The sequence below is a fragment of the Pseudaminobacter soli (ex Zhang et al. 2022) genome, assembly GCF_014595955.1.
Lineage (GTDB): Bacteria > Pseudomonadota > Alphaproteobacteria > Rhizobiales > Rhizobiaceae > Kumtagia > Kumtagia pseudosoli.
On the sequence record NZ_JABVCF010000015.1, the window covers coordinates 103,976 to 125,708 of the forward strand.

General features: G+C 63.1%; 20 protein-coding genes. 10 read left to right on the top strand and 10 right to left on the bottom strand.

From position 1 onward, the window contains the following. Positions 1-286: 286 nt before the first annotated feature. The 7 genes from HUI96_RS24040 to HUI96_RS24070 all read right to left on the bottom strand — a co-directional run bounded on the left by HUI96_RS24040 (position 287) and on the right by HUI96_RS24070 (position 8,303). On the bottom strand, positions 287-1,918 hold the full coding sequence (locus HUI96_RS24040; RefSeq protein WP_188257246.1) for an adenylate/guanylate cyclase domain-containing protein: 1,632 nt from the start codon (positions 1,916-1,918) through the stop codon (positions 287-289). A gap of 32 nt (positions 1,919-1,950) precedes the next feature. Continuing rightward, positions 1,951-2,319 carry a response regulator gene (locus tag HUI96_RS24045; RefSeq protein WP_188257247.1) on the bottom strand — a complete coding sequence of 123 codons (369 nt, stop codon included), beginning with the start codon at positions 2,317-2,319 and terminating at the stop codon, positions 1,951-1,953. After that, complete coding sequence (locus HUI96_RS24050) at positions 2,316-4,049, bottom strand: response regulator (RefSeq protein WP_188257248.1); 1,734 nt, start codon at positions 4,047-4,049, stop codon at positions 2,316-2,318. Before HUI96_RS24050 ends, HUI96_RS24045 begins: the two co-directional genes overlap by 4 nt. Beyond that, entirely contained in the window at positions 4,042-4,599 is a 558-nt protein-coding gene (locus tag HUI96_RS24055; RefSeq protein ID WP_188257249.1) for a heme NO-binding domain-containing protein, read from the bottom strand. Before HUI96_RS24055 ends, HUI96_RS24050 begins: the two co-directional genes overlap by 8 nt. Before the next feature lie 313 nt (positions 4,600-4,912). Further along, on the bottom strand, positions 4,913-5,791 hold the full coding sequence (locus HUI96_RS24060; protein WP_188257250.1) for an ABC transporter permease: 879 nt from the start codon (positions 5,789-5,791) through the stop codon (positions 4,913-4,915). Further along, complete coding sequence (locus HUI96_RS24065) at positions 5,788-6,729, bottom strand: ABC transporter permease (protein ID WP_188257251.1); 942 nt, start codon at positions 6,727-6,729, stop codon at positions 5,788-5,790. The genes HUI96_RS24060 and HUI96_RS24065 overlap by 4 nt, the downstream gene beginning before the upstream one ends. A gap of 68 nt (positions 6,730-6,797) precedes the next feature. After that, a complete protein-coding gene (locus tag HUI96_RS24070) occupies positions 6,798-8,303 on the bottom strand; it encodes an ABC transporter substrate-binding protein (protein WP_188257252.1) in 1,506 nt (501 codons plus the stop codon). Between the two features lie 234 nt (positions 8,304-8,537). Between HUI96_RS24070 and HUI96_RS24075 the strand changes: the two genes are divergently transcribed. The 4 genes from HUI96_RS24075 to HUI96_RS24090 are packed head-to-tail and all read left to right on the top strand — an operon-like array spanning position 8,538 to position 13,159. Continuing rightward, the gene (locus HUI96_RS24075; RefSeq protein ID WP_188257253.1) at positions 8,538-9,743 is read left to right on the top strand and encodes an ROK family transcriptional regulator; all 1,206 of its coding nucleotides are present in this window, start codon (positions 8,538-8,540) and stop codon (positions 9,741-9,743) included. Beyond that, positions 9,740-9,949 carry a hypothetical protein gene (locus HUI96_RS24080; RefSeq protein ID WP_188257254.1) on the top strand — a complete coding sequence of 70 codons (210 nt, stop codon included), beginning with the start codon at positions 9,740-9,742 and terminating at the stop codon, positions 9,947-9,949. The genes HUI96_RS24075 and HUI96_RS24080 overlap by 4 nt, the downstream gene beginning before the upstream one ends. Beyond that, positions 9,942-11,531 (top strand): gamma-glutamyltransferase, encoded by a 1,590-nt coding sequence (gene ggt, locus HUI96_RS24085; RefSeq protein ID WP_188257255.1) that lies wholly within the window; start codon positions 9,942-9,944, stop codon positions 11,529-11,531. Before HUI96_RS24080 ends, ggt begins: the two co-directional genes overlap by 8 nt. Continuing rightward, a complete protein-coding gene (locus tag HUI96_RS24090) occupies positions 11,531-13,159 on the top strand; it encodes an ABC transporter ATP-binding protein (RefSeq protein WP_237684337.1) in 1,629 nt (542 codons plus the stop codon). The genes ggt and HUI96_RS24090 overlap by 1 nt, the downstream gene beginning before the upstream one ends. A 270-nt stretch (positions 13,160-13,429) precedes the next feature. Here the strand turns inward: HUI96_RS24090 and HUI96_RS24095 are convergent, their stop codons facing one another. Continuing rightward, entirely contained in the window at positions 13,430-14,314 is an 885-nt protein-coding gene (locus tag HUI96_RS24095; protein ID WP_210320303.1) for a helix-turn-helix transcriptional regulator, read from the bottom strand. Between the two features lie 90 nt (positions 14,315-14,404). Between HUI96_RS24095 and HUI96_RS24100 the strand changes: the two genes are divergently transcribed. The 4 genes from HUI96_RS24100 (at position 14,405) to HUI96_RS24115 (ending at position 17,491) form a co-directional block, all read left to right on the top strand. Beyond that, positions 14,405-15,106, top strand: a complete 702-nt coding sequence (locus tag HUI96_RS24100) for an ABC transporter permease (protein WP_188257256.1) — start codon at positions 14,405-14,407, stop codon at positions 15,104-15,106. Positions 15,107-15,183: 77 nt separating this feature from the next. After that, the gene (locus HUI96_RS24105) at positions 15,184-15,837 is read left to right on the top strand and encodes an ATP-binding cassette domain-containing protein (protein ID WP_337918607.1); all 654 of its coding nucleotides are present in this window, start codon (positions 15,184-15,186) and stop codon (positions 15,835-15,837) included. A gap of 37 nt (positions 15,838-15,874) precedes the next feature. After that, on the top strand, positions 15,875-16,681 hold the full coding sequence (locus HUI96_RS24110) for an extracellular solute-binding protein (protein ID WP_210320305.1): 807 nt from the start codon (positions 15,875-15,877) through the stop codon (positions 16,679-16,681). Between the two features lie 15 nt (positions 16,682-16,696). Further along, positions 16,697-17,491 (top strand): molybdate ABC transporter substrate-binding protein, encoded by a 795-nt coding sequence (locus tag HUI96_RS24115; protein ID WP_188257258.1) that lies wholly within the window; start codon positions 16,697-16,699, stop codon positions 17,489-17,491. 185 nt (positions 17,492-17,676) lie between these two features. Here the strand turns inward: HUI96_RS24115 and HUI96_RS24120 are convergent, their stop codons facing one another. Both HUI96_RS24120 and HUI96_RS24125 read right to left on the bottom strand, forming a co-directional pair. Beyond that, positions 17,677-18,825 carry an amidohydrolase gene (locus HUI96_RS24120; RefSeq protein WP_188257259.1) on the bottom strand — a complete coding sequence of 383 codons (1,149 nt, stop codon included), beginning with the start codon at positions 18,823-18,825 and terminating at the stop codon, positions 17,677-17,679. A gap of 108 nt (positions 18,826-18,933) precedes the next feature. Further along, complete coding sequence (locus HUI96_RS24125; protein WP_237684338.1) at positions 18,934-19,785, bottom strand: hypothetical protein; 852 nt, start codon at positions 19,783-19,785, stop codon at positions 18,934-18,936. Between the two features lie 96 nt (positions 19,786-19,881). Here HUI96_RS24125 and HUI96_RS24130 point away from each other — a divergent pair, with 96 nt between their 5' ends. Both HUI96_RS24130 and HUI96_RS24135 read left to right on the top strand, forming a co-directional pair. After that, on the top strand, positions 19,882-20,469 hold the full coding sequence (locus tag HUI96_RS24130; protein ID WP_188257260.1) for a TetR/AcrR family transcriptional regulator: 588 nt from the start codon (positions 19,882-19,884) through the stop codon (positions 20,467-20,469). Positions 20,470-20,542: 73 nt separating this feature from the next. Beyond that, a complete protein-coding gene (locus HUI96_RS24135; protein WP_188257261.1) occupies positions 20,543-21,730 on the top strand; it encodes an efflux RND transporter periplasmic adaptor subunit in 1,188 nt (395 codons plus the stop codon). Positions 21,731-21,733 lie beyond the last annotated feature (3 nt).

The following is a 21,733-nucleotide window of genomic DNA, read 5'->3' on the forward strand; positions in this document are numbered from 1 at the left end:
CAAATCAGCGTCGCCGGCCACCTGCTCCAGCGCGGCCGCAGCGTAGGCGAAGGGCCGGGCGCGCGACCTAGCCTGCTTCCGGTCGTCGTCGTGGCGATCCTGAGCATCCTCATCGTGGCGATGCCGGGCTCGCTGTTCAAGCTATGGCCCTACAATCTGAGCCTCTCCTTCTCGTCCAGGATTGAACCAGAAGTCGTGGAGTCCACCGAACAGATTTTCGCCTCAGCGTTGACGGCACGACGTAGCCGATCGGGCCGATCGGCCACCCCGGGACAGCCCGCCTCCCTTAAGTAAGCTGATCCAAATCTTGGATATCTGGCGGGATCAAAAGGAAGGCTTCCATGGACCCTCTTCCTTTCAGATTGATCCGCCCGCGAGATTCGAAGTTGTAACGGCCAGCGAGAACTTGACGCGCCGCCTTCGAGACCTGAATCCGGCCAGGCAGGCTGCCTGCCTCGAGCCGGCTTGCCACATTCACCGTATCGCCCCACACATCATAGGTGAACTTGTGGTGACCGATGATCCCTGCGACCACAGGCCCTGTGTGGATGCCAATTCGAATCTGGAGCGGGCTGTGCTCGCCGGTTCCGTTGATCTGCTCCAATGCCGCCAGCATCCCAAGTCCGAATTCCGCAATCAGCCCTGTGTGGTCGGGCTGCGACTCCGGCAGACCTGTCGCTGCCATATAGGCATCCCCGATCGTCTTGATCTTCTCTACCCCGAGCCGGAGGGCGAGCCTATCGAAGTGGGAGAACACGCGGTTAAGGCGATCCACCAGCCGGGACGGTGTCATCAGCGCCGCCGTGGGCGTGAACTCGACGAGATCGGCGAAAAGAATCGAAACGTTCTCGAACCGGTCGGCGATGAATGTCTCGCCCGCATTGAGGCGCATCATTACCGGGCCTGGAAGGATATTGCGAAGCAAAGCCTCCGAACGGTCCTTCTCCACCTTCAACTGGGCAAGGTACGACTGCTCGCGGTCGTGCCAGCGCTTTCGCTCCAGACAGGTGTTGATGCGGGCGCGCAGCAAGACGTGATCGAAGGGTTTTGGCAGATAGTCGTCGGCGCCCGCCTCGATACAGCGGATGACGGCATCCGTCTCACTCAGTCCCGAGATCATGATGACCGGAATGGAGTGCCAACGTTCATCCAGCTTTAGCTGCTCGAGTACCTCGATACCGTTCATGTCGGGCATGAGCAGGTCAAGCAGGATCAAGTCGAAGCGGTCCTGGTTCAGGATCGACATGGCTTCCCGGCCCGAGGAGGCTTTAAAGACCTCGTGACCCTCGTGCATCAACCGCCGACGCAGCAGATCCCGGTTGGTGGCATTGTCATCCACCACCAGTATGCGCCCGGCTTCATTGTACTTCGGAAGATCGTTACCTGGCCGCAGCGAACGAAGGAGGCTGACGATTGCCGCCTCGGCAGCAGCATCCGGGTGGCTTCGGACGATGTCGCCGCGATCAGCATCTCCTCGGCTGAGGTCCACGATCGCGTCGATTCGATTGAGTAGCTGCCGCGCTGCGATCAGCAGCTTTTCAATGTCGGCCCGCAATGCATCTGCACCGTTCGAGCCATCTAGATCCTCCAAGACCATCTCGCTGTAACCGATGATGGCGTTGAGCGATGTGCGCAGATCGTGTCGGAGCCTGGCTTGGAAGCTAGCCCCGTCATCAGAACCTGCTTGCGCATCTGCCTTTATATCAACGATCCGATCGACGAGATCACTGAGTGCGCGGGCGGCGGTAAGAACCTGATGGAGGTACGGCAGCACATCGTCGAGCCGAAGGCGTTGCCCCTCCTCGACGATGATTTCCTGATAGCCGCGGATGGCGCGAACCGGCATCAAGAGATCCTGCCATATGATCGCAAGGGCGGCGCGCCGCTCGAACTCCGCATCCACCATAGTGCGCGCCATCCTTGGGTCCTTCTTGCTCCCTGACGCGGCGATCACCGCCTATGTAGCAGGCGCTCCATCTTCTCCAGGAGCCGGGAAAGCTCGATGGGCTTGGTGTCGTAATCGTCACAGCCCGCAGCCAACGCCCTCTCGCGGTCCGCCGTCATTGCGTGAGCAGTAAGAGCGATGACAGGAATCGACCGGGTCTCTGGATTGGCCTTGAGGCGCTGGGTCGCCTCCCATCCGTCAAGCACGGGCAAGCTCATGTCCATGAGTACGAGATCCGGCTGCTCCGTCCCGGTCAATTCCACGCCGCTGGCACCGTCGCAGGCGACCAGAACATCGTAGCCATGTCGGATCAACCGTCGGGAGAGCATATCCCTGTTCAGCTCATTATCCTCGACCAGCAGGATCTTCGTCATGCGACATCCTTACCCTCCCCCCGGTCAGTCGGCACTGTTCTGGAGGAAGCGAGGCGCGCGGCATCGACCATGGCGCGCACGGCCGCGATGAGTTCCGCGCGGCTGTAGGCCCCTTTCTGGAACACATCCATGGCATGTCCGCGTAGCCATTCCAGTTCGTCTCTGCTGAGATCCTTGGACGTCACGATGACCACTGGAATGTCGCGCCACGCTGCCGTCTGGCGTACCGCCCGCAAGACCTCAAAACCGTCCACCTCGGGCATGATGAGGTCAAGCAGCATCACGGCAGGCACTGCCCTCGCGAGTTGCTCCAGACCCTCGGCGCCATTGGCCGCCTCCCGCACCCGCCAACCCTCTTTGACGAGCATCCGGCGGAGCATGCCGCGCGTCGACTGGTCGTCATCGACGATAAGGACGTCCGGAGTGATTTCGGGGCGTTGCACCCTGGCCAGGAGGCGCAGCAATTCTTTGGGATTGATGGGTTTGGTAAGGTGCTCCGCGGCTCCGAGAGCAAACCCCATGTCGCGGTCGCCCAATACGGTCACAAGGATGACCGGAATGTCGCAGAGTTCCGCATCGGTCTTGAGCAACCGCAAAATCGTCCACCCATCGAATTCCGGATTGACCACGTCGAGGATGATGGCGTCGGGTTTCTGCTCTCGGGCCAGCCGCAAACCATCCGCTCCGGCTGCAGCGGCAATCACTCGATAGCCCTCCTGGGTCAGCGGCTCGGCGAGTGATTTTGCGCCCTCTCGGCCATCCTCCACCACCAGCACTGTGCCGACGACGCGCTGCTCCCACACCGGCTGTGGAGCCGCGATAGCAGCATTGGAGTCATTGTCCGGTACGATGACATTGAAGGTCGAGCCCTCGCCGAATTCACTGGCCACGGTTACGTCTCCGCCGAGTATGCGGCAGAAATGCCGAGTAATGGCCAGCCCTAGCCCTGTACCACCGTACTTCCGGGTCGTTGATGCATCTGCTTGGCTGAACGGCTGAAAAAGCCTGCTCAGCTGCTCCGGAGTCATTCCGATCCCCCTGTCCGAGACCTCGAACTCTACCCCGTAGCCGGCGCCCAACCTCGTTCGCCTTGCCGCGAGCGTAATTTGCCCATCCTTCGTGAACTTCGCGGCGTTGCTGACCAGGTTGAGCAAAATCTGCCGCACCTTGGTCTGGTCCGAACGCAGCATCCCCAGTTGCGTCTCGCGATGCAGCGCAAAAGTGTTGCCGTTCTCTGCCATCAGAGGCCGGACGGTGGCCTGTACGTCATCCAGCAGAGCGGCCACATCAAAGGTCTCGAGGAACAAGTCCATCTTGCCCGCCTCGATCTTGGACAGGTCAAGGATGTCGTTGATCAGGCCGAGCAGGTGCCTGCCGGCGCCGCGTATCTTTTCGAGATCGGGCCTGACCTGAGGCTGGACCTGATCCTCAGACTCGTCCAGGAGAATCTCGCTGTAGCCGATGATCGCGTTCAGCGGCGTCCGGAGCTCGTGGCTCATGCTGGCGAGGAAGTCCGATTTCGCCTTGCTTGCCCTAACGGCCTCGTCACGAGCCGCGGCAAGCTCGGCTGTGCGCTGCTCCACAAGCTCTTCCAGGCGGTTGTTGAGCTGCTGCAAACTGACGTTCGCTTCGTAAATCGCCCGCGTCTTCTCCTCGGCGATGGCCTCTGCAGCCTTCCGAGCCTGTCTCTCTCGTTCCAGGCGACGCTCTAATTGCTGGATATTACTCACGAAGAGTATCTCGTTGGGTGATGACGAACCGTGCCGCTGTCCCCGCTCCGTCAGAAAGGTCTTCAACTTGGATATCGGCATCCTCGCCGAAATGAGCGAGGCACCCGCGGATCAACCCCTCCGCAAGAGACGCGAACGGTCGAGTGGACTGATAAGTGAGAACCAGACGTCCGGGCTGGGGCACATCATACGTGAAAGTTGGTAATTCCGCCTCGGGGTAAAGCTTGTGCACTTCAACATGGATGTAATCTTCTATCCTTGTAAGGAAGGCGAACGAAGAATTCATCCTTTCAAAATACTTTGGATATAGAATCTTGAATCTTCTGAACAAATACTCGCCAAACGCCATCATCAAATCGTGAGAATCGATCCCTGTTTCCCTGCTGAGGCGGGATACGAGTACTATCATTTCAGCGTGGTCGTAGGTACCGACTGAGGTGTATATCCCACATGAGGCAAGTTCAGTCCCTACGAGCAATCGGTCAGCGATTTCGGGAGAGAACTCTCTCTCGACCATTTCAAGAAATTCTGTAAATACAATTCCTTTCATGATCTGACGGCCGGTTGCTCCGAGAAATTATTTCATCTCTGCATGTCCGTAATGATAGGTTTCCGTTCCGGGATTGAGAGCAGGATGCCACCGATCATCTTCTTTTAGAAGAGATGCTATAATCTGCCTGCTTCGTGTCAGAAGTTAGTTGTCGCTCTTTATAGGTCTGATTTCTCGATACGGCTCTGTAACTATTGTTAACTCGGTCGATATTGTGGGGTTCGGATCGCCTATCGAGCAACTCATCGGAGCTTATGGAGCAACTGCTGACAACCGAGTTGGGATATGCGCATCGGAAGTCGCCCCACCGACGTCAGTGGTCCTCGGCCTGCGGCGTGAACGTGTCATTCAGGCCATCGCCCAGGAGGTTGAAGCCGAGCACGATGGCGATGATCGCCAGTCCCGGCCAGACCGCCATCCAAGGCGCCTCGGTCAGGAATTGCCGAGCGATGTCGAGCATGCTGCCCCAGGACGGCGCTGGCGGGCGCTGGCCAAGCCCGAGAAAGGCAAGGCTGGCTTCGGCGAGGACGGCGACCGCCATGGTGATGGTGACCTGAATGACGATTGGCGCCAGCACGTTGGGCAGAACATGCGCGAGGATGATGTTGCGGTCGCGCACGCCGAGCGCGCGCACCGCAGTGATGTAGTCCTCGTTCTTGATCGACAGCACCTGGCCGCGCGTCAGCCTAATGAAGATCGGCATCGCCGAGACGCCGATGGCTATCATCGCATTCTGCAGGCTAGGCCCGAGAAACGCCGCCAGCGCGATGGCTAGGACCAGGAACGGCACCGCCAGGAGAGCGTCCGTGAAGCGTGATATCACCGCGTCGATGACGCCGCCGAAATAGCCGGCAACCAGACCGAGCGGCACGCCGATGGAAATGGCGATGATGACGGCGATGATGCCGGCCGCTAGAGACGCGCGAGCGCCGAAGATGACGCGCGAGAGCACGTCGCGCCCGAGATCGTCGGTCCCGAACCAGTGCAGGGCCGAAGGCGCCTGCCTGACCTCGAGCCAGTCCGACGCGTTGGGGTCGAAGGGTGCGATGAGAGGGGCGAAAATCGCCACCAGTACGAAGAAGGCGACCAGCGTGCCGCCAATCATTGTACTCGGGTGCAACAGGGCGCGACGCACGGCGGAGCGACGCGTTCCGCTGTGCGCGGCTGGCGTCGGGGAGGCCTGCCCGCTCATGAGCGCAGCCTCGGGCTCAGGATGACATAGGCGATGTCGGCGATCAGGCTGAGCAGCAGGAAGATCAGCGCCGAGCACAGGACCACGGCCTGGACCACGGCATAGTCGCGGCTGAAGACGCCGTCGACGATCATCTTGCCGAAACCGGGGATCCCGAACACCTGTTCGGTCAGCACGGCGCCCGACAGCAGTTCGCCGAGGTGTAGCGTGCTGGTCGTGACGACCGGTATCAGGCCGTTGCGCAGGGCATGGCGGGTAACCACGATGCGCTCGCGCAGGCCCTTGGCGCGTGCGGTGCGCACGTAGTCCTGCTTGAGGACGGCGATCATCGAACTGCGGGTATGGCGCATAACGATGGCCGCCGCCGCGGTGCCGAGCACGAGGCTCGGCATCAAGGTGTAGCGCAGATTGTCGAGAGGCGACTCGAAGAAGCCCACATAGCCGCCGCTCGGGAGCCAGCCGAGCGACACCGCGAAGAGGAGGATCAGCATGATGCCGAGCCAGAAGCTCGGGATCGACAGGCCGCCGAGCCCGATGAGGCTGACGATATAGTCGACCGGGGTGCCGCGTCGGATCGCCGCGAAGACGCCCGCCGGAATACCGATGAGAAGGGCGATAAGCATGGCCTGGAGCGACAGTTGCAGGGTGACAGGCAGCTTCTGCACGATCATCTCGCCGATCGGCAGCCGGGTCCGGATCGACAGGCCGAAATCGCCCTGCAGGATGCTGCCCAGCCACTTCACGTACTGCACCGGGAAGGGTTGATCGAGGCCGTATTTGGCGCGCAGGAATTCGATCACCGCAGGATCGGGTTCCTGGCCGGCGAGCGCCAGGGCGGGATCACCCGGCAGTAGCTTCAAGAGGCCGAAGACCAGGATCGAAACGAACAGGAGCGTCGGGACCGAGATCAGGATGCGCCGCAGGATGAAGTTGAGCATGTCGGTCCGGAGGGGCCCGCAGTTGTCGGGGGCCGCGCCCGATCGGGCGATCGGGCGCGGCGGTCGGCTTAGTTCGATGCCGGCTTGACGCCGGTGACGCGCAGGATACCGTCCGGATAGATCGAGATCCCCTTGACCGAAGCCCGGGCGCCATAGAACCACGTCGGGTGGTACAGCGGAATGGTCGGGCGATCGTTCAGGTAGATGTCGGCCGCCTGCTCGTAGAGAACCTTGCGTGGATCGGCGTTGAGCTCCTTGCGCGCCGCGATCAGCACCTCGTCCAGTTTCGGCGACGAATAGCCATTCAGGTTCTGGGAGCCGCCGGTGCCGAAGAAGGTGTAGAGCGTCGGGTCCGGATCGGCGCGGCCGCTCCAGTTGCCGATGTAGAGCTCGAAATTGCCGGCAAGGTAGCGCTCGATGGCGGACGACGTCTCAAGTGGAAGCAGATTGACCGTGAAGCCTGCCTCCTGCGCCATTGACTGAATGATCTGCGCAACGCGGCCGTCGGTCAGCGAGTTCTCGTAGGTGATCTCAACGGTCGGATTCGAGACGCCAGATTCCTCGATAAGCTTCTTGGCCGCATCGACGTCCCGCTCCGGCATCGGGTGCTTGGCGCTGTGATAGACGCTGGACGGAGGAATCATCTGGTTGTCGGCGGTGAATTCACCGTTGAAGGCGACCTTGTTGATGGCGTTGCGGTCGAGCGACAGCTCAAGCGCCTTGCGCAGTTCCGGCTTGTTGGCCAGCACGCCCTTGGAGTCCGGGCGTACATTGATGAAGAGGTGCGAAACAGCGAGGCCGGCCGAGGTGTGGAGCGCAAGATTGGCGTTGGAACGGATCGCCTCGAGATCAGTGGGTGCGATGCGCTCGGCCACTTGGAGATCGCTGGCCTGGATGCGCGACAGGCGTACGGTGGAATCGGGAATGATCTGGTATTCAATCGCGTCGTAGCCGATCTCGCCGGCGTTCCAGTAGCCGGGATACTTCTTGATGCTGATCTTGTCGCGCGCGCTGCGGCTCTCGAACTGATAGGGACCGGAACACACGGGATTGGCAGAGAATTCGTCGGTCGAGCTCCCGGCCGACGGCGACACCATCATCCCCGCGCGGTCGGTGAGGACCGAGAGCAGCGGGGCAAACGGTGTTTCGAGCTTCAGCACTACCGTGGTGGGATCGACGACCTCGACCTGCTTGATGGGGGACAGTTCGGAGCGGCGCTTGGATTCCTTAAGCGTCTGCATGCGCTCGATGTTGGCCTTGACGGCTGCGGCGTCAAACGGCGTGCCGTCGTGGAAGGTCACGCCCTCGCGCAGCTTCAGCGTCAATTCGGTGTTGCTGTCGTTCCACGACCACTCGGTTGCAAGTTGGGGCACAATCTCGAGCTTCTCGTTGATGTCGACCAGTTTGTCGCATAGTGCGGCGAACACGATGCGGCCGGTATAGGTGCCGCCGGTCGCCGGATCCAACGTATCCGGGTCGTCCTGCAGGCCGACGCGCAGCGTCTCGGCGCTTGCCGATGCCATCGAGATCGCCATCAGCCCCGCCAGGATCGTCAGCTTTGTCGATACCGTCATGTTTGGTTTTCCTCCCTTTTACGAATGCGCCACGCACCCGTCTCCTCCTCCGCGGGCAGCCAAACACACGCGTATCTTTTTGTAAAGATAGCGAACGAATGTAACATGGCCCCGAAGTCTAACCGTTTCGATTCCGCTGGAGAGCTCAGTATATTTTACAGTCCACCGGCTTGACGCCGAACGATTTGTTGGCTCATTTGTGCGATACATTGACTAATTTAAGTTCCGCCCTTCATGGCCGACCTATCCTCGCTTGCGACGTCCCGGCAGATCACGCTCCGCACGGTCGTCCGCATCCTGCTCGACCGGGGCGCGGTGTCGCGCGCCGAACTCGCGAGGCTGACCGGACTGTCCAAGCAGACGATGTCGGAGGTCTTCCGTCACCTCGAGGATGGCGGCTGGGTGCAGATGGCCGGCCGGACGCAGGGCGCGGTTGGACGCAGCGCGGCCATCTATGAGGTATGCGCCGACCGCGCGCTGGTCTTCGGGGCCGATGTCGGGGGCACCAAGATCCAGGCGGCACTGGCGGACATGCGCGGCAGGATTGTCTCGGAACTGGTCGAGCCGACGGACGCAAGGGGCGGACGGCACGTTATCGAACAGTTGGCGCGCATCAATGCGACGCTGGCCAGCCGCGCCGGGCTGCCGGCCGACCGGGTGCTGGTCGGCAGCGTGGGCATTCCCGGCGCTTTCGACCTGCGCTCGAAGCGGCTGTTCATGGTGCCCAACATCGCCGGCCTGGAAGGGTCCTTCTTCGCCAAGGAACTGGAAGCCCTGGTGACCTTCGACGTGGCGGTCGGCAACGACGTCAACATGGCCGCCAAGGGCGAGTTGTGGATGGGCGAAGGCAAGGGCATCGACAATTTCGTGTTCATCGCGCTCGGCACCGGGGTGGGAATGGGCATCATAAACGAGCGCCGCATCCTGCGCGGCGCGCGCGGCGCGGCGGGCGAGATCGCGACGCTGCCGGTGGGTGCGAGCGGCTACGATGCCCGCACCTTCCATTCCGGCGTCCTCGAAACGATGATCGGCAGCGCCGCGATCCGTGACCGCTACGAAGGTGCGGGCGGCCAGCCGGGCCTGACCGTCCGCCAGATCATCGACCGCATCGAAGGCGGCGACCGCATCGCCGGCGCCACGCTCGACGAGGTGGCCCGCACGCTTGCCGAAGCGATACTGGCGGTATCGGCGATCGTCGACCCTGAGCGCGTGGTGCTCGGCGGCAGCATCGGCGCGCGGACCGAGTTGCTCGACCGCGTCCGGCATTTTCTGCCGCTCTGCATGCCGACGCCGCCCGAGTGCACGATCAGCCGGCTGGGCAGCCGCGCCGCGCTTTACGGCACCATCGCGAGCAGCCTCGACCTGCTGTACGAAAACCTGTTCCAGACCGCAGGCTACGATCTCCTACCGGGTACCGACGCGGCGGAGGCAGGGGGATGAGCGCCCTGCCCGCGACAGTGCCGCAGCGGCTCCCGCTGTTCCGCTACGTCAAGGCTAAGCGCTGGCCAGCCCCCTCGAAGGCGAAGTCAGCCTGCACAACCCCGCCTCCTTTTCTGCAGAAGCACTCCGACGTGACCATCGTCTGCAACCGCGCGGCGGCGGCCGACCAGCGCAACAACCCAACGATCGAGAAACCTCATGCATGACCGCAATTTCATGGTGCCCGGCAAATCGGTGGCCCTCGCCGAGAACGGCATGGCCGCAACCTCGCACCCGCAGGCGACCCTGGCCGCGGTCGAAGTCCTGAAGGCCGGCGGCACGGCCGTCGACGCGGCGATCGCCGCAGTCGCGCTGCAATGCGTTGTCGACCCGCACATGACCGGAATCGGCGGCGACTGCTTCGCGCTCTACGCGCCGGCCGGCGGCCAGATGGTGTCCTACAACGGATCGGGCCGGTCGCCGCGGGCCGCGACGCTGGACGCCTACCTGGCGAAGGGCTGGACGGCGATCCCCGATAATTCCGTGCATGCGGTGACGGTTCCGGGCGCCGTCGACACCTGGTGCAGACTGAACACTGAGCACGGACGGCTGGGACTCGACCGCATCCTGGCGTCGGCGATCGAGGCCGCCGAAAACGGTTTCACCATCACGCCGCGCGTGGCGCATGACTGGCGGCGCTACGCCAACCGCGTCGCCGCCCATGCCGATGCGGCCGCACAGTTCCTGCCCGGCGGTCAGTCGCCGGTGACCGGCGACCGGCTGAGCAACCCGACGCTCGGCAGAACGCTGCGCAGGATCGCCAAGGAGGGCCGCGACGCCTTTTACGAGGGAGAAGTCGCCGACGACATGGTGGCGACGCTGAAAGCGCTGGGCGGACTGCATAGCGCGGACGATTTCGCCTCGTTCGCCTGCGAGACGACCGGACCGATCTCGGCCGGCTACCGCGATCACGTGCTGGCGGAATCCCCGCCCAACGGCCAGGGACTGGCGGCACTGATCGTAGCCAGGCTGCTCGACGGCTTCGATCTCGCCGACCCGGCGCTGACCGAGGTCGATCGCATACACCTGCTGGCCGAATCCACCAAGGAGGCCTATCGGCAGCGCGACGCGCTGATCGCCGATCCCGCCGCCATGACCGTCAGCGTCGAGGAGGTGCTGTCCGACGCCAACATCGAGACGCTGCGTTCACGCATCTCCCGCGACCAGGCCTCGCAGGTCGCACGCGCCGACATGCCGGTCCACCGCGACACGGTCTATGTCAGCGTCGTAGACCGAGACGGCAACGCGGTCTCATTGATCAACTCGCTGTTCTTCGCCTTCGGCAGCGGCATCTACGCAAAGAAGGCTGGCGTGCTGATGCAGAACCGCGGCACCGGATTCTCGCTCTCACGGGGGCATCCGAACGCCATTGCGCCGGCCAAGCGGCCGTTCCATACGATCATCCCCGCGCTGGTGTGCAAGGACGGTCGCACCGTCGGCTCGTTCGGCGTCATGGGCGGCCAGTACCAGGCGACCGGCCACGTCCATATCCTGTCGCAGGTGCTCGACCGCGGGCTCGACATCCAGGCCGCCTCGGACCAGCCGCGCAGCTTCTTCACTGACGGCGCGATCAGCCTCGAGACGACCATTTCGGACGCCACCCGGGCCGGCCTGGAAGCGCGCGGCCACCGCACGCGCTGGGCCGACGAGCCGCTCGGCGGCTGCCAGGCGATCTGGATAGACCACGATCGCGGCGTCCTCTGGGGCGCCTCCGACCACCGGAAGGACGGTATCGCGCTGGGATACTGATGATGGAGACGACCGCTCCCGAGACGGCACCGACCGTATCCGTGCGGCACCTGGCGCTGCGGCTGCCGCGCGGCGCCGACCGGGACTATGCACTGGCCGACCTGAGCTTCGACCTGCCGGCCGGCGAGATCCTGTGCATCGTCGGCGAATCGGGTTCCGGCAAGTCGCTCTGCGCGCAGGCCCTGATGGGCCTGCTGCCACGCGCCATCAGCGTGGAGCGCGGCGCTGCGCTGTTCGACGGCATCGACCTGATCAGCGTGGACGCGGCAACGCTGCGCACGCTGCGGGGACGCCGCGTCGCCATGATCTTCCAGGAACCAATGACCGCGCTCAACCCGTCGATGCGCGTCGAGGACCAGATCATGGAAGTGTTCGAGGCGCACGACCTGCTTTCGCCGGCCGAGCGGCGCGCGCGGGCGCTCGACCTGGCGCGCGAGGTGCAACTCGCCGATCCCGAACGGGCGATCAAGGCCTATCCCCACCAGTTGTCGGGCGGCCAGCGGCAGCGTGCCATGATCGCCATGGCGCTGGCGCTCGAACCGGCGCTGCTGATCGCCGACGAACCGACCACGGCGCTCGACGTCACGACGCAGGCGCAGATCCTCAAGCTGATGCGTGAGATTCAGCAGCGGCGGAACATGGCGGTGATCTTCATCACCCACGATTTCGGCGTGGTGTCCGACATTGCCGACCGGGTGCTGGTGCTCGAGAAGGGTCTCGTGGTCGAACAGGGGACGGCGCGGGAGGTGCTCAGCAGCCCACAACATCCCTACACAAGGGCGCTGCTCGCGGCGGTGCCGTCCGGGACGCCGGCGATCCGGCCGGCCGAGCCGGAACAGCCGGTCGCGCTTGCGGTCACCAACCTCAACAAGTCTTACCGCTCCAAGGCCGGCATGTTCGGAGCGATCCGCACCGTGCGTGCGGTGAAGAATGTGAGTTTCGAGATCAGGCGCGGCCGCACGCTCGGGCTGGTCGGCGAGTCGGGTTCGGGAAAATCGACCGTAGCGCGGCTAGTCACGCGCATCAGCGAAGCGGATTCCGGCGGGATCGAACTCGGCGGCCAGGATTACTGCGCCTTGCGCGGCGAAGAACTCCGGCAGCAGCGCAGCCGCATCCAGATGGTGTTCCAGGATCCCTTCTCGTCCCTCAATCCGCGCCGCAAGGTGGGCTTGAGCATCGCCGACGGCCCGATCGCGCGCGGCGTGGCGCGGCGCGTAGCGCTCGACAAGGCGCGCACGCTGCTCGGACTCGTCGGGCTCGACGCCCGCGCAGCGGACCGCCTGCCGCACGAGTTTTCCGGCGGGCAGCGCCAGCGCGTCGGCATTGCGCGCGCGCTGGCGCTGGAACCGGACGTGCTGGTCGCTGACGAAGCAGTCTCGGCCCTCGACGTCACCGTGCAGGCGCAAGTGTTGAGGCTGCTCGACGAGTTGAAACGGCGGCTCAATCTCGCGATGCTGTTTATCACGCACGACCTGCACGTCGCCGCGCAGGTCTGCGACGATATGGCGGTGATGCGGTTCGGCGAAGTCGTCGAAATGGGACCGACGCGCGACATCTTCCTCAATCCGCAGCACGACTACACCAAGCAATTGCTCGCCGCCATTCCCGGGTCGGCGCGCCGGCATTAGCGCTGCGCGGCAGCGAAATTCGCCGAGGTCATGACTGCGCCAATGGACGCCAAGGCCGCTCCGGCTTGCAGGAGGACAGATCTGCGTCTCTTCATCTGTGCGACTCCCAAGCCATGCTGCGCTGCTTCTGCGCGTAGGACTGCGTCGGTTCAGAGTTTCGCGTTTACGGGAGGCGTCAGCCAGGCGCCGGCCGCGGCGAGCATCGCCTCGATCCCGACGTGCAGGGTGGGTTGATGACCGGCGCGAACTCGGCCGAATGATTGTGCTTGATTAGGCATTGAACCGGACGGTTCCGGTACCCTCGACCGCATAGTACCCCAACTGCTTGGCTTTCTCGGCGAATGCAGGAGTTCTTGCAAACGCGAACAGCTTTTGGAGCGGCGGCTCGAAATAGTCTCGGCGGCGACAGACGATGTCGAAACGCTCGCGCTGGAGCGGTACGAATTCCAGGCCGAAGCGTCGCGCCACCGCGCCGACGGCCAAGCCGCAATCCGCCTCTCCGTCGGCCACTGCGGAAGCAACATCCGTTTCCGTCAGGGCGGGGCGCTCGGCGAAGAGGAAGCCCGAAGGATCAACCTGCTCCTGTTCAAGCAGCGCATTGAACAGCAGGTGTCCTCCCGCACCCTCTTGGCGAACGACAAAACAGGCCCGCTTCTCGACGGTGTCGACTAGGTTGCGGAGACCAAGCGGGTTACCGCGTGAGACCACGAGCCCCTGGTCGCGCTCCGCCCATTCGATGAGCAGCAGGTCGTGAACACCGGACAGGGACCGGACGGCCGCGGTATTGAAACCGTCGTCCTCCGGATTCCGGAGATGCAGTCCAACCGCGAGCGCCTGCGCCTCGGCGAAGCGCTTCAGCCCGGCGCTGCTTCCCTCGAACAGCGTGGCCAGCCCGCAGTGGGATTCCCGGAGCGCCCATTCGAGGAGAGGATCACTCGATCCGCCGAAGATCGGCGGTGGAGAAAGCACCGAACTCTCGACAATGTGGACGTTCGCATCCAGCCAACGGTCGATCAGGCGGCGCGGGAAGATCAGCTTCCCGGTCACCCTGGAGCACGGGATCGCCTTCCGCGCGACCAGGTCATAGACGGTCCGCTCCTTCACCCGCAGATAGGCCGCGACCTCGGACGTCGTGAGGTATTCCATCCACTTCATTGAGGCTGCACTTCGATGCAATAGACTGCAAAATTTCCGCACCTTGCGAGACTGTAATTGGCAGTGATAATTCACGCAAGGGATTGCGTGATGCAGCAGGAAAACGCCTTCACAACCGCATTGAATCTCATCCTGAGCGGCGACGCCGTTCTGGGCGAGATCGTGGTTTTGTCGCTGGCGGTCACGCTCACGGCGTTGCTGGTCTCCGCCATCATCGGACTTCCGCTCGGCGCGGCGCTGGCGCTGGCGCGCTTTCCTGGGCGATCCTTCCTGGTCGTCACCTTCAACGCCCTGATGGGCCTTCCGCCCGTTGTTGCCGGCCTCGCCGTCTACCTGATGCTGTCGCGCTCCGGCCCGCTGGGCTGGCTGGGAATCCTGTTCTCGCCGTCGGCGATGATCGTGGCGCAGACGCTGCTGATCACGCCGATCATCGTCTCGCTGACACGCCAGGTCGTCGAGGATCTCTGGGGCGAGTACGAAGAGCAGTTGCGCTCACTCGGATCATCCCGCCTTCAAGCGATCCCGACGTTGCTGTGGGATGGGCGCTTCAGCCTGATCACGGCGATCCTGGCGGGTTTCGGCCGTGCAAGCGCTGAGGTAGGAGCAATCCTGATCGTTGGCGGCAACATCGCGGGCTACACCCGCACGATGACAACCGCCATCGCGCTGGAGACGAGCCGGGGTGATCTCGCGCTGGCACTCGGTCTCGGCATTATTCTGCTGGGGATCACCCTGTCACTAAACGCGGCGGCCTATGTCACCGGACGCCTGGCGCAGAAGGCGGCTGGGTGAGCGCGATGCATGGCAGCTTCTCTATTCTCCCCCTTCGTGCCGATGGCCTGACATATGTCATCCGAGGGCGCGCTCTCGTGGACAACGTCTCGTTTGTGGTTGCCCGTGGCACGCGCACGATCATCATGGGGCCAAATGGCGCCGGCAAGAGCCTGACCCTGCGGCTTTGCCACGGCCTTCTTCAGCCCAGTTCGGGCTCCGTGACCTGGAACGGCGCAGCCCAGGTCAATGGCCGCAAGCGGCACGCGATGGTGTTCCAGCGGCCGGTGATGCTCCGCCGCTCGGCGCTTGCCAATGTTGTTCATGCGCTGAGTCTCACCCGATTCTCCTCGGCTGATCGTCAGGCAAGGGCGAGCGAGGCGCTCGCCCGCTTTGGACTTGCCGAGTTGGCACGCCGGCCTGCGCGGATCCTTTCCGGAGGAGAGCAGCAGCGTCTGGCAATGGCACGGGCGTGGGCTCTCGATCCGGAGGTGCTATTTCTCGACGAGCCGACCTCGGCGCTTGATCCCGCTGCCACTCGCGCGGTCGAAGAGATGATCGAGGCCTTTCATGCCGACGGGATGACGATCGTGATGACGACTCACGACCTCGGTCAGGCACGGCGTCTCGCCGATCAGGTCCTTTTTCTGCATCACGGCCGGCTGCTTGAGCAGACACCGGCCGAAGAGTTCTTCGAGCGCCCGCGGTCGGAAGCCGCGCGCGCCTTCATCAAGGGCGAACTATTGTGGTGAGCCCGCTTCTTCAGAGGGAGAAATAACCATGAGCTTCATGAGAAGCGTGCTTGTCGCGGGCGCGATCGCCCTGAGTTCGCTGCCAGGGCTGGCCAGCGCCCAGGACTTCATCACCGTGGCCTCGACCACGTCCACCGAGCAGTCGGGTCTCTTCGGGCACATCCTGCCGATCTTCAAGGAAAAGACCGGGATCGAGGTTCGGGTTATCGCGCAAGGCACTGGCCAGGCGCTCGAGACGGGTCGCCGCGGTGACGCAGACGTGGTTTTCGTCCATGCCAAGGCCGCCGAGGAGGAGTTCGTGAAGGAGGGCTTTGGCGTCGAACGCAAGGAAGTCATGTACAATGACTTCGTGATCGTGGGCCCGGGTGAGGATCCTGCCGGCATCAAAGGCGGCAACGACGCTGTGGCCGCGCTGAAGAAGATCTCCGAGGCAGGTGCCACCTTCACTTCGCGCGGCGACGATTCCGGCACGCACAAGGCCGAACTGGCGCTCTGGAAGCAGGCCGGGGTCAAGCCTTCCGGAGACTGGTATCGCGAACTCGGCACCGGAATGGGCCCGACGCTCAACACCTCCGCGCAGATGCCTGCCTACACCCTCACTGACCGGGCGACATGGCTGTCATTCGAGAATAAGGGACCGCTGGAGATCGTGGTCGAAGGCGATCCCAAGCTCTTCAACCAGTACGGTGTCATTCTGGTAAACCCGGCGAAGCACCCGCATGTGAAGGCCGAGCAGGGCCAGGCATTCATCGACTGGCTCGTCTCCCCTGAGGGCCAGAAGGCGATCGCCGATTACAAGATCAACGGCCAGCAGCTCTTCTTCCCGAACGCATCAGCTAGCTGACGACGGGAGGTGCGGATGCGAGCCGCTGCCATTCTCGCCTTGGCGTCCCTTTTGATCACAGGCTCCGCCCAGGCAGCGGAGCCGATCAAGTTGCTTGCTGCAGGCAGCCTCAAGGCCGCCATGACCGACATCGGAAAAGCCTTTTCCGATACGAGCGGAGTTCCGGTCGAAGCGGGCTTCGGCGCCTCGGGCCTCCTGCGCGAGCGAATCATAGGCGGAGAGGAAGCCGACGTGTTCGCGTCCGCCAACCTTGAACACCCCCAGGCAATTGCCGACAAGCGCGGCCTTGAGGTGCGGCCCTTCGCGCGCAACACGCTCTGCGCTCTCGTCCAGCCTGACATCCCGGTGTCGGGCGACAATCTGCTCGAGCGAATGCTCGATCCCACAGTCAAGGTGGGAACATCGACACCCAAGGCTGATCCCTCCGGCGACTATGCCTGGGAACTGTTCGACAAGGCCGAGGCGATCCAAGCAGGTGCCGCCGAGACTCTCAAGGCCAAGGCGCTTCAGCTGACCGGCGGACCGGATTCCCCGAAGCCCGCGACCGACCGGTCGGACTATGGCTGGGTCATGGAGGAGAAGCAGGCGGACATCTTCCTGACCTACTGCACAAACGCTGTGATCGCTGCCGCCGAGATGCCGGGCCTGCGGGTCGTCGGCATCCCGGATGAGCTAGCGGTCGGCGCCGACTACGGTCTGGTGGTGTTGAGCGAGCGTGCAGAAGGCAAGGCCTTCGCCGACTTCATCCTGTCCGACAAGGGACAGGCCATCCTGGAATCTTACGGATTCGGGCCTCCACGCAATCCCTGACGTGATGAAGCTCCCGACCTATTCTAGTGCTCGGTATCGGTTCGGTAGGCACGACCTACGCGTCACTTCCCGACCGGGTGTTCGAGCAGGCTGGAATCCCAGCGATCCTATTCGGGGGCCGGCTGGATGAGCGTCAGACACCTACCGCCTGCTCGGCGATGTCCCCGAAGTCTGTTGGGCCGTCATCAGCCTAGAAGATTACGCGCGGCCCGCATGAACACGCGTGCGCCGATCTGGATCAAATCGTCCGGAAAGTCGTAGTCTGGATTGTGCAACGCCGGATGGCGCTCGCCGGCACCCAGGAAGAACATCGCGGACTTCGCACTGTGCCCGAACAGTCCGAAGTCTTCCGAGGCACGCATTGGAAGCGCTTCCTCGTTATGGCGAACTCCCTCCTCATCGAGAGCTCGCCGCAGGTGCTCCACTGCCTCTGGTGCGTTGACGCTGGCAACGAAGATCTCGTGATAGTCGATCTCGCAGGACAATTGGTGGGCGGCCGCAGTCCGGGCAACGAGACCCTCGGCTGCGGCGCACAGACTGGCCATGTTGTCATCGCGGCGGGTTCGCAGCGTAGCCCGGACCTCCGCGCGTCCAGGAGCGACGCCGAATACCGCTTCCCCCATCGACGCATGGGTCACGGTGATCATGCAGAAGTCGTCATCGCCGAAGGTTCCCCTCCCCAGGCCTGGAAGAGCCGGCATCAGTTCACTCACGGCCAGCATTGGCGAGATCCCTGTCTCCGGCATCGAGGAATGAGCAGTCATGCCCTCCAGAACGATGCGCATGCCGCGTGACGCGCAGTTCACGACCCCGTCTTTCAATCGCACTTCGCCGAAAGGCACCCCCGGGAGATTGTGAAGCGAGAAGGCGAAGTCCGGCGCGATCTCGCCGAAACGGGGATCGGCGACCACGCCGGCGGCACCGTCGCCAGTCTCCTCCGCCGGTTGGAACATCAGTACGATGCGGCCTCGTCCAGGTCGTTCGCGCCCGAACAGACGGCCGAGCGCCGCAAGGATCGCAGTGTGCCCGTCATGGCCGCACATGTGTGATTTGCCGGGCACGAGCGATGAATGCTCCACACCGGTGAGTTCGTGGATCGGCAGCGCATCCAACTCCGAACGGAACATCACCGTCGGTCCCGCCTCGCCGCTGTCATAGACGGCAGCGACACCGTGGCCACCTAGCCCGGTGAGCACCTGGTCCGGCCTTGAGTCGGCAAGAAAGGAAACGACCTCCTTCGCAGTCTTCTCCTCTTCGTTCGATATCTCTGGATGCTGGTGCAGTTTCCTGCGAAACGCCGTCAGTTCGAAAACATCTTGATTGGTCAGGATCACGCGTTCGTCTCCGCTTGCCCGCCTGATAGCACGTGGAAACCAGCCTAAGGAAACTCCAAAGATGGGGCGCTGAGGATGCCAGATGTCCACCGACAGTGGGACGCTAAACTAGCGGTCGCGTGCGAGATCGATCAAAAGTCTTCTCCTCTGGCCGCGCGCTCTGATCTGTTGCGTCTTGAGTGCCTGCCCCCGAACTCGCAATTGGCCCTTCTCTTCAACCACGAGGAAGCACCGGCGTGCGCCGATGGGCAGATCCTCCGATCCATAGATGCCAACCACCTCGACCGTAACGAGTCTGATCGCCAGAGAGGCAATCCCGTCATTTGAACCCACCTGAGTTCCGCGGAGTGCGTGTTCGATGAGGTTTCTAAAAGACCCTATGTCCCGTGTTTCACCGCTCGCCAGGGGACCTTGCCGGGTTCGCTCCCGGAGATCGGCGGATGCCCCGTTTTCCGATCCGGGCATATCGGTGACCGGGGAGACGAACGTATTCTTGGGAGTTCCGAGTGTCACGAGCACGCTTTGGACGTAAACGGGTCCCGAACTCATGTTGCTTAGCAAACACCGCGCCTCCAGTCCGTCTCCCGCCCCTCGGGTGATGAGCAGCGTGGCCCGAAGCTGTCTGCGATAACTGCTGACGAACACCTGCAGGTAGACCACCCATACGATCAGCGTTCCCAGTCCAGTCAGCGCGGTAATCACTTGTTGGTGCTGCGCGATCCACTCCAACATGTCTTTTCCGAAGGAACTGCTCACACCCGGATCATGGGTGCCGCCCCGCCATTCTTCAGTGACCCGCTGGCGCGTCCGGCGGGTGTTCCGGCGCAACTCACGTCGTCGGTATAATGTTCCAATCTCCGCGGACGCCACATCGGCGGCCAGCATCGGGGCCCCGATCAAAGCTTGGCGCGATTGGCGCGCGTCGATCTGCGTCTGGATCTCGAGTGCCGACTCGGCCATTCGCCGCTTGACGTCGTCTTGGATTTTCGACTTGGGTTGACAATTGCTGCACCGCACATTTAATAACCGCCCGTTCGGTTATTATGAGGCGCCGGAATGTCCCGACCTAGGGTGATCGATCAGGATAAGATCCTAGACGCCGCCGAAGTCGTTGTTGCGCGGGATGGCGCGGCGCGACTGACGCTCGATGCCGTCGCAATAGAGGCAGGGATCAGCAAGGCGAGTGTGATCTACGATTACAAGTCGAAGCAGGCTCTGATCAAGGCCGTGATCGAACGCCGCGTCGCAGAGGAACACGCGACGCTACGCCAAGCGATCCAGAATCTCGGCGCGGTGCCGGATGCGCATATTCGAGGACGCATAGCCGTCGCATCCAATTCGATGCCCGACGATACACGGGCTGTGGCGATCAACCTGTGCTCGGCACTGGCGCAGGACGCTGAATTGCTAGGCTCGATGCATGAAGCCTATCGCAAGGAGGTGGCGGCCATCCTGGAGACCTCGACCAATCCACAGGCGGCACTTCTTGCATTTCTCGCCGTCGAAGGCCTGAGGACTCTGGAGTTTCTCGGACTTCTCGCGTGGACCGAGCCCGAACGCACCCAGATACTGCGCGGCATCGAGGCCCTGGTCTCGGCGCCGGACCATTCGCTCGTCGCCGCTCGAGCAACTCGCATCAACTGACGACCAACAATCAATAGAACCATTTTTTCAAACAGTTGCGTCCTCCCGGACGCCGCAAGCCAGGACTGATCTCATGAAGGCCCTTTCGTATCCAGCACGGCTGGCATCTACGCTGACGCTGCTTTCGTTGGTCGTCGCCTGCAGCGAATCCCAGGGCAACACTCCCCCGCCTCCCGCGCCGCCTCCGCCGCTGGTCAGCGTCGTAGAGGTGAAGCCTGAACAGCTTGCTGTAACGAATGAGCTGCCGGGACGGGTCGCGCCGACGCGGATCGCGGAAGTGCGTCCCCGCATATCGGGCATCGTGGTCGAACGTGTCTTCGAGCAGGGCAGCTTCGTCGAACAGGGCGATGTCCTGTACCGCATCGATCCCGAGCCGTTCCGTGTGCAGGTGGACGCAGCGCAGGCGACGCTGATGCGTGCGCAGGCCACGCACTTGTTGGCGCGTCAACAGGCGGACCGGCAGAACGAGTTGCGCGAACGTAACATCACCAGTGTCCAGCAGCAGGACAGCGCCGTCGCAGCACTCGCGCAGGCCGACGCGGATGTCGCGGCTGCACAGAGTGGTCTGGCGGCGGCAAAGCTCAACCTTGCCTATGCAGAGGTCAAAGCCCCGATCGCCGGGCGGATCGGCCGCGCCATGATCACCGAAGGCGCGCTTGTGAGCAGCGCCGAAAGCCTGGCGACCGTGCAGCAACTCGACCCCGTCTATATCGACTTCACGCAGTCGTCGATGGAACTGCTGCGGCTGCGCCAAGCGCTAGAGGCCGGCGTCCTCGACAGTCCGGCACCTGGAGAGGCCAGCGTGCGCATCCACATGGACGACGGCAGCGAGTATCCGCAAACCGGACGGCTTCTGTTTTCGGAAGCCACGGTCGACCCGACCACCGGACAGGTGACCATGCGCGCCGAGGTTCCCAATCCAAAAGGCGACCTTCTGCCGGGTCTCTATGTCCGCGTCCTTATCGAGCAGGGCATTGAAAAGTCGGCGATCGCCATTCCGCAGCAGGCGGTCCAGCGCGATGCCGGGGGCGCATCGCAGGTCTATCTGGTGAATGCCGAAAACGTCGCCGAACTGCGCAAGGTCCGCGTCGGACGTACGCTCGCCGATCGCGTCGTCATCGAGGACGGGTTGAATGGGGGCGAGAAGGTCGTGGTGGAAGGTTTCCAGAAGCTGCGGCCCGGCGCCCAGGTCAACCCGGAAGTGTGGAGTGCCAAGGACAGCACCACCGCCGAAACGCCCCGTCAGGACAAGCAAGGCTAAGGC

What these genes read in the sequence shown, in the direction of transcription:
- HUI96_RS24115 (WP_188257258.1), top strand. Translation starts at nt 16,697, where the DNA reads ATGCGAGCCGCTGCCATTCTCGCCTTGGCGTCCCTTTTGATCACAGGC.
- HUI96_RS24060 (WP_188257250.1), bottom strand. Translation starts at nt 5,791, where the DNA reads ATGAGCGGGCAGGCCTCCCCGACGCCAGCCGCGCACAGCGGAACGCGT.
- HUI96_RS24135 (WP_188257261.1), top strand. Translation starts at nt 20,543, where the DNA reads ATGAAGGCCCTTTCGTATCCAGCACGGCTGGCATCTACGCTGACGCTG.
- HUI96_RS24080 (WP_188257254.1), top strand. Translation starts at nt 9,740, where the DNA reads ATGAGCGCCCTGCCCGCGACAGTGCCGCAGCGGCTCCCGCTGTTCCGC.
- HUI96_RS24095 (WP_210320303.1), bottom strand. Translation starts at nt 14,314, where the DNA reads ATGAAGTGGATGGAATACCTCACGACGTCCGAGGTCGCGGCCTATCTG.
- HUI96_RS24110 (WP_210320305.1), top strand. Translation starts at nt 15,875, where the DNA reads ATGAGAAGCGTGCTTGTCGCGGGCGCGATCGCCCTGAGTTCGCTGCCA.
- HUI96_RS24070 (WP_188257252.1), bottom strand. Translation starts at nt 8,303, where the DNA reads ATGACGGTATCGACAAAGCTGACGATCCTGGCGGGGCTGATGGCGATC.
- HUI96_RS24130 (WP_188257260.1), top strand. Translation starts at nt 19,882, where the DNA reads ATGTCCCGACCTAGGGTGATCGATCAGGATAAGATCCTAGACGCCGCC.
- HUI96_RS24055 (WP_188257249.1), bottom strand. Translation starts at nt 4,599, where the DNA reads ATGAAAGGAATTGTATTTACAGAATTTCTTGAAATGGTCGAGAGAGAG.
- HUI96_RS24075 (WP_188257253.1), top strand. Translation starts at nt 8,538, where the DNA reads ATGGCCGACCTATCCTCGCTTGCGACGTCCCGGCAGATCACGCTCCGC.
- HUI96_RS24045 (WP_188257247.1), bottom strand. Translation starts at nt 2,319, where the DNA reads ATGACGAAGATCCTGCTGGTCGAGGATAATGAGCTGAACAGGGATATG.
- HUI96_RS24100 (WP_188257256.1), top strand. Translation starts at nt 14,405, where the DNA reads ATGCAGCAGGAAAACGCCTTCACAACCGCATTGAATCTCATCCTGAGC.
- HUI96_RS24125 (WP_237684338.1), bottom strand. Translation starts at nt 19,785, where the DNA reads ATGGCCGAGTCGGCACTCGAGATCCAGACGCAGATCGACGCGCGCCAA.
- HUI96_RS24065 (WP_188257251.1), bottom strand. Translation starts at nt 6,729, where the DNA reads ATGCTCAACTTCATCCTGCGGCGCATCCTGATCTCGGTCCCGACGCTC.
- HUI96_RS24090 (WP_237684337.1), top strand. Translation starts at nt 11,531, where the DNA reads ATGATGGAGACGACCGCTCCCGAGACGGCACCGACCGTATCCGTGCGG.
- HUI96_RS24040 (WP_188257246.1), bottom strand. Translation starts at nt 1,918, where the DNA reads ATGGCGCGCACTATGGTGGATGCGGAGTTCGAGCGGCGCGCCGCCCTT.
- ggt (WP_188257255.1), top strand. Translation starts at nt 9,942, where the DNA reads ATGCATGACCGCAATTTCATGGTGCCCGGCAAATCGGTGGCCCTCGCC.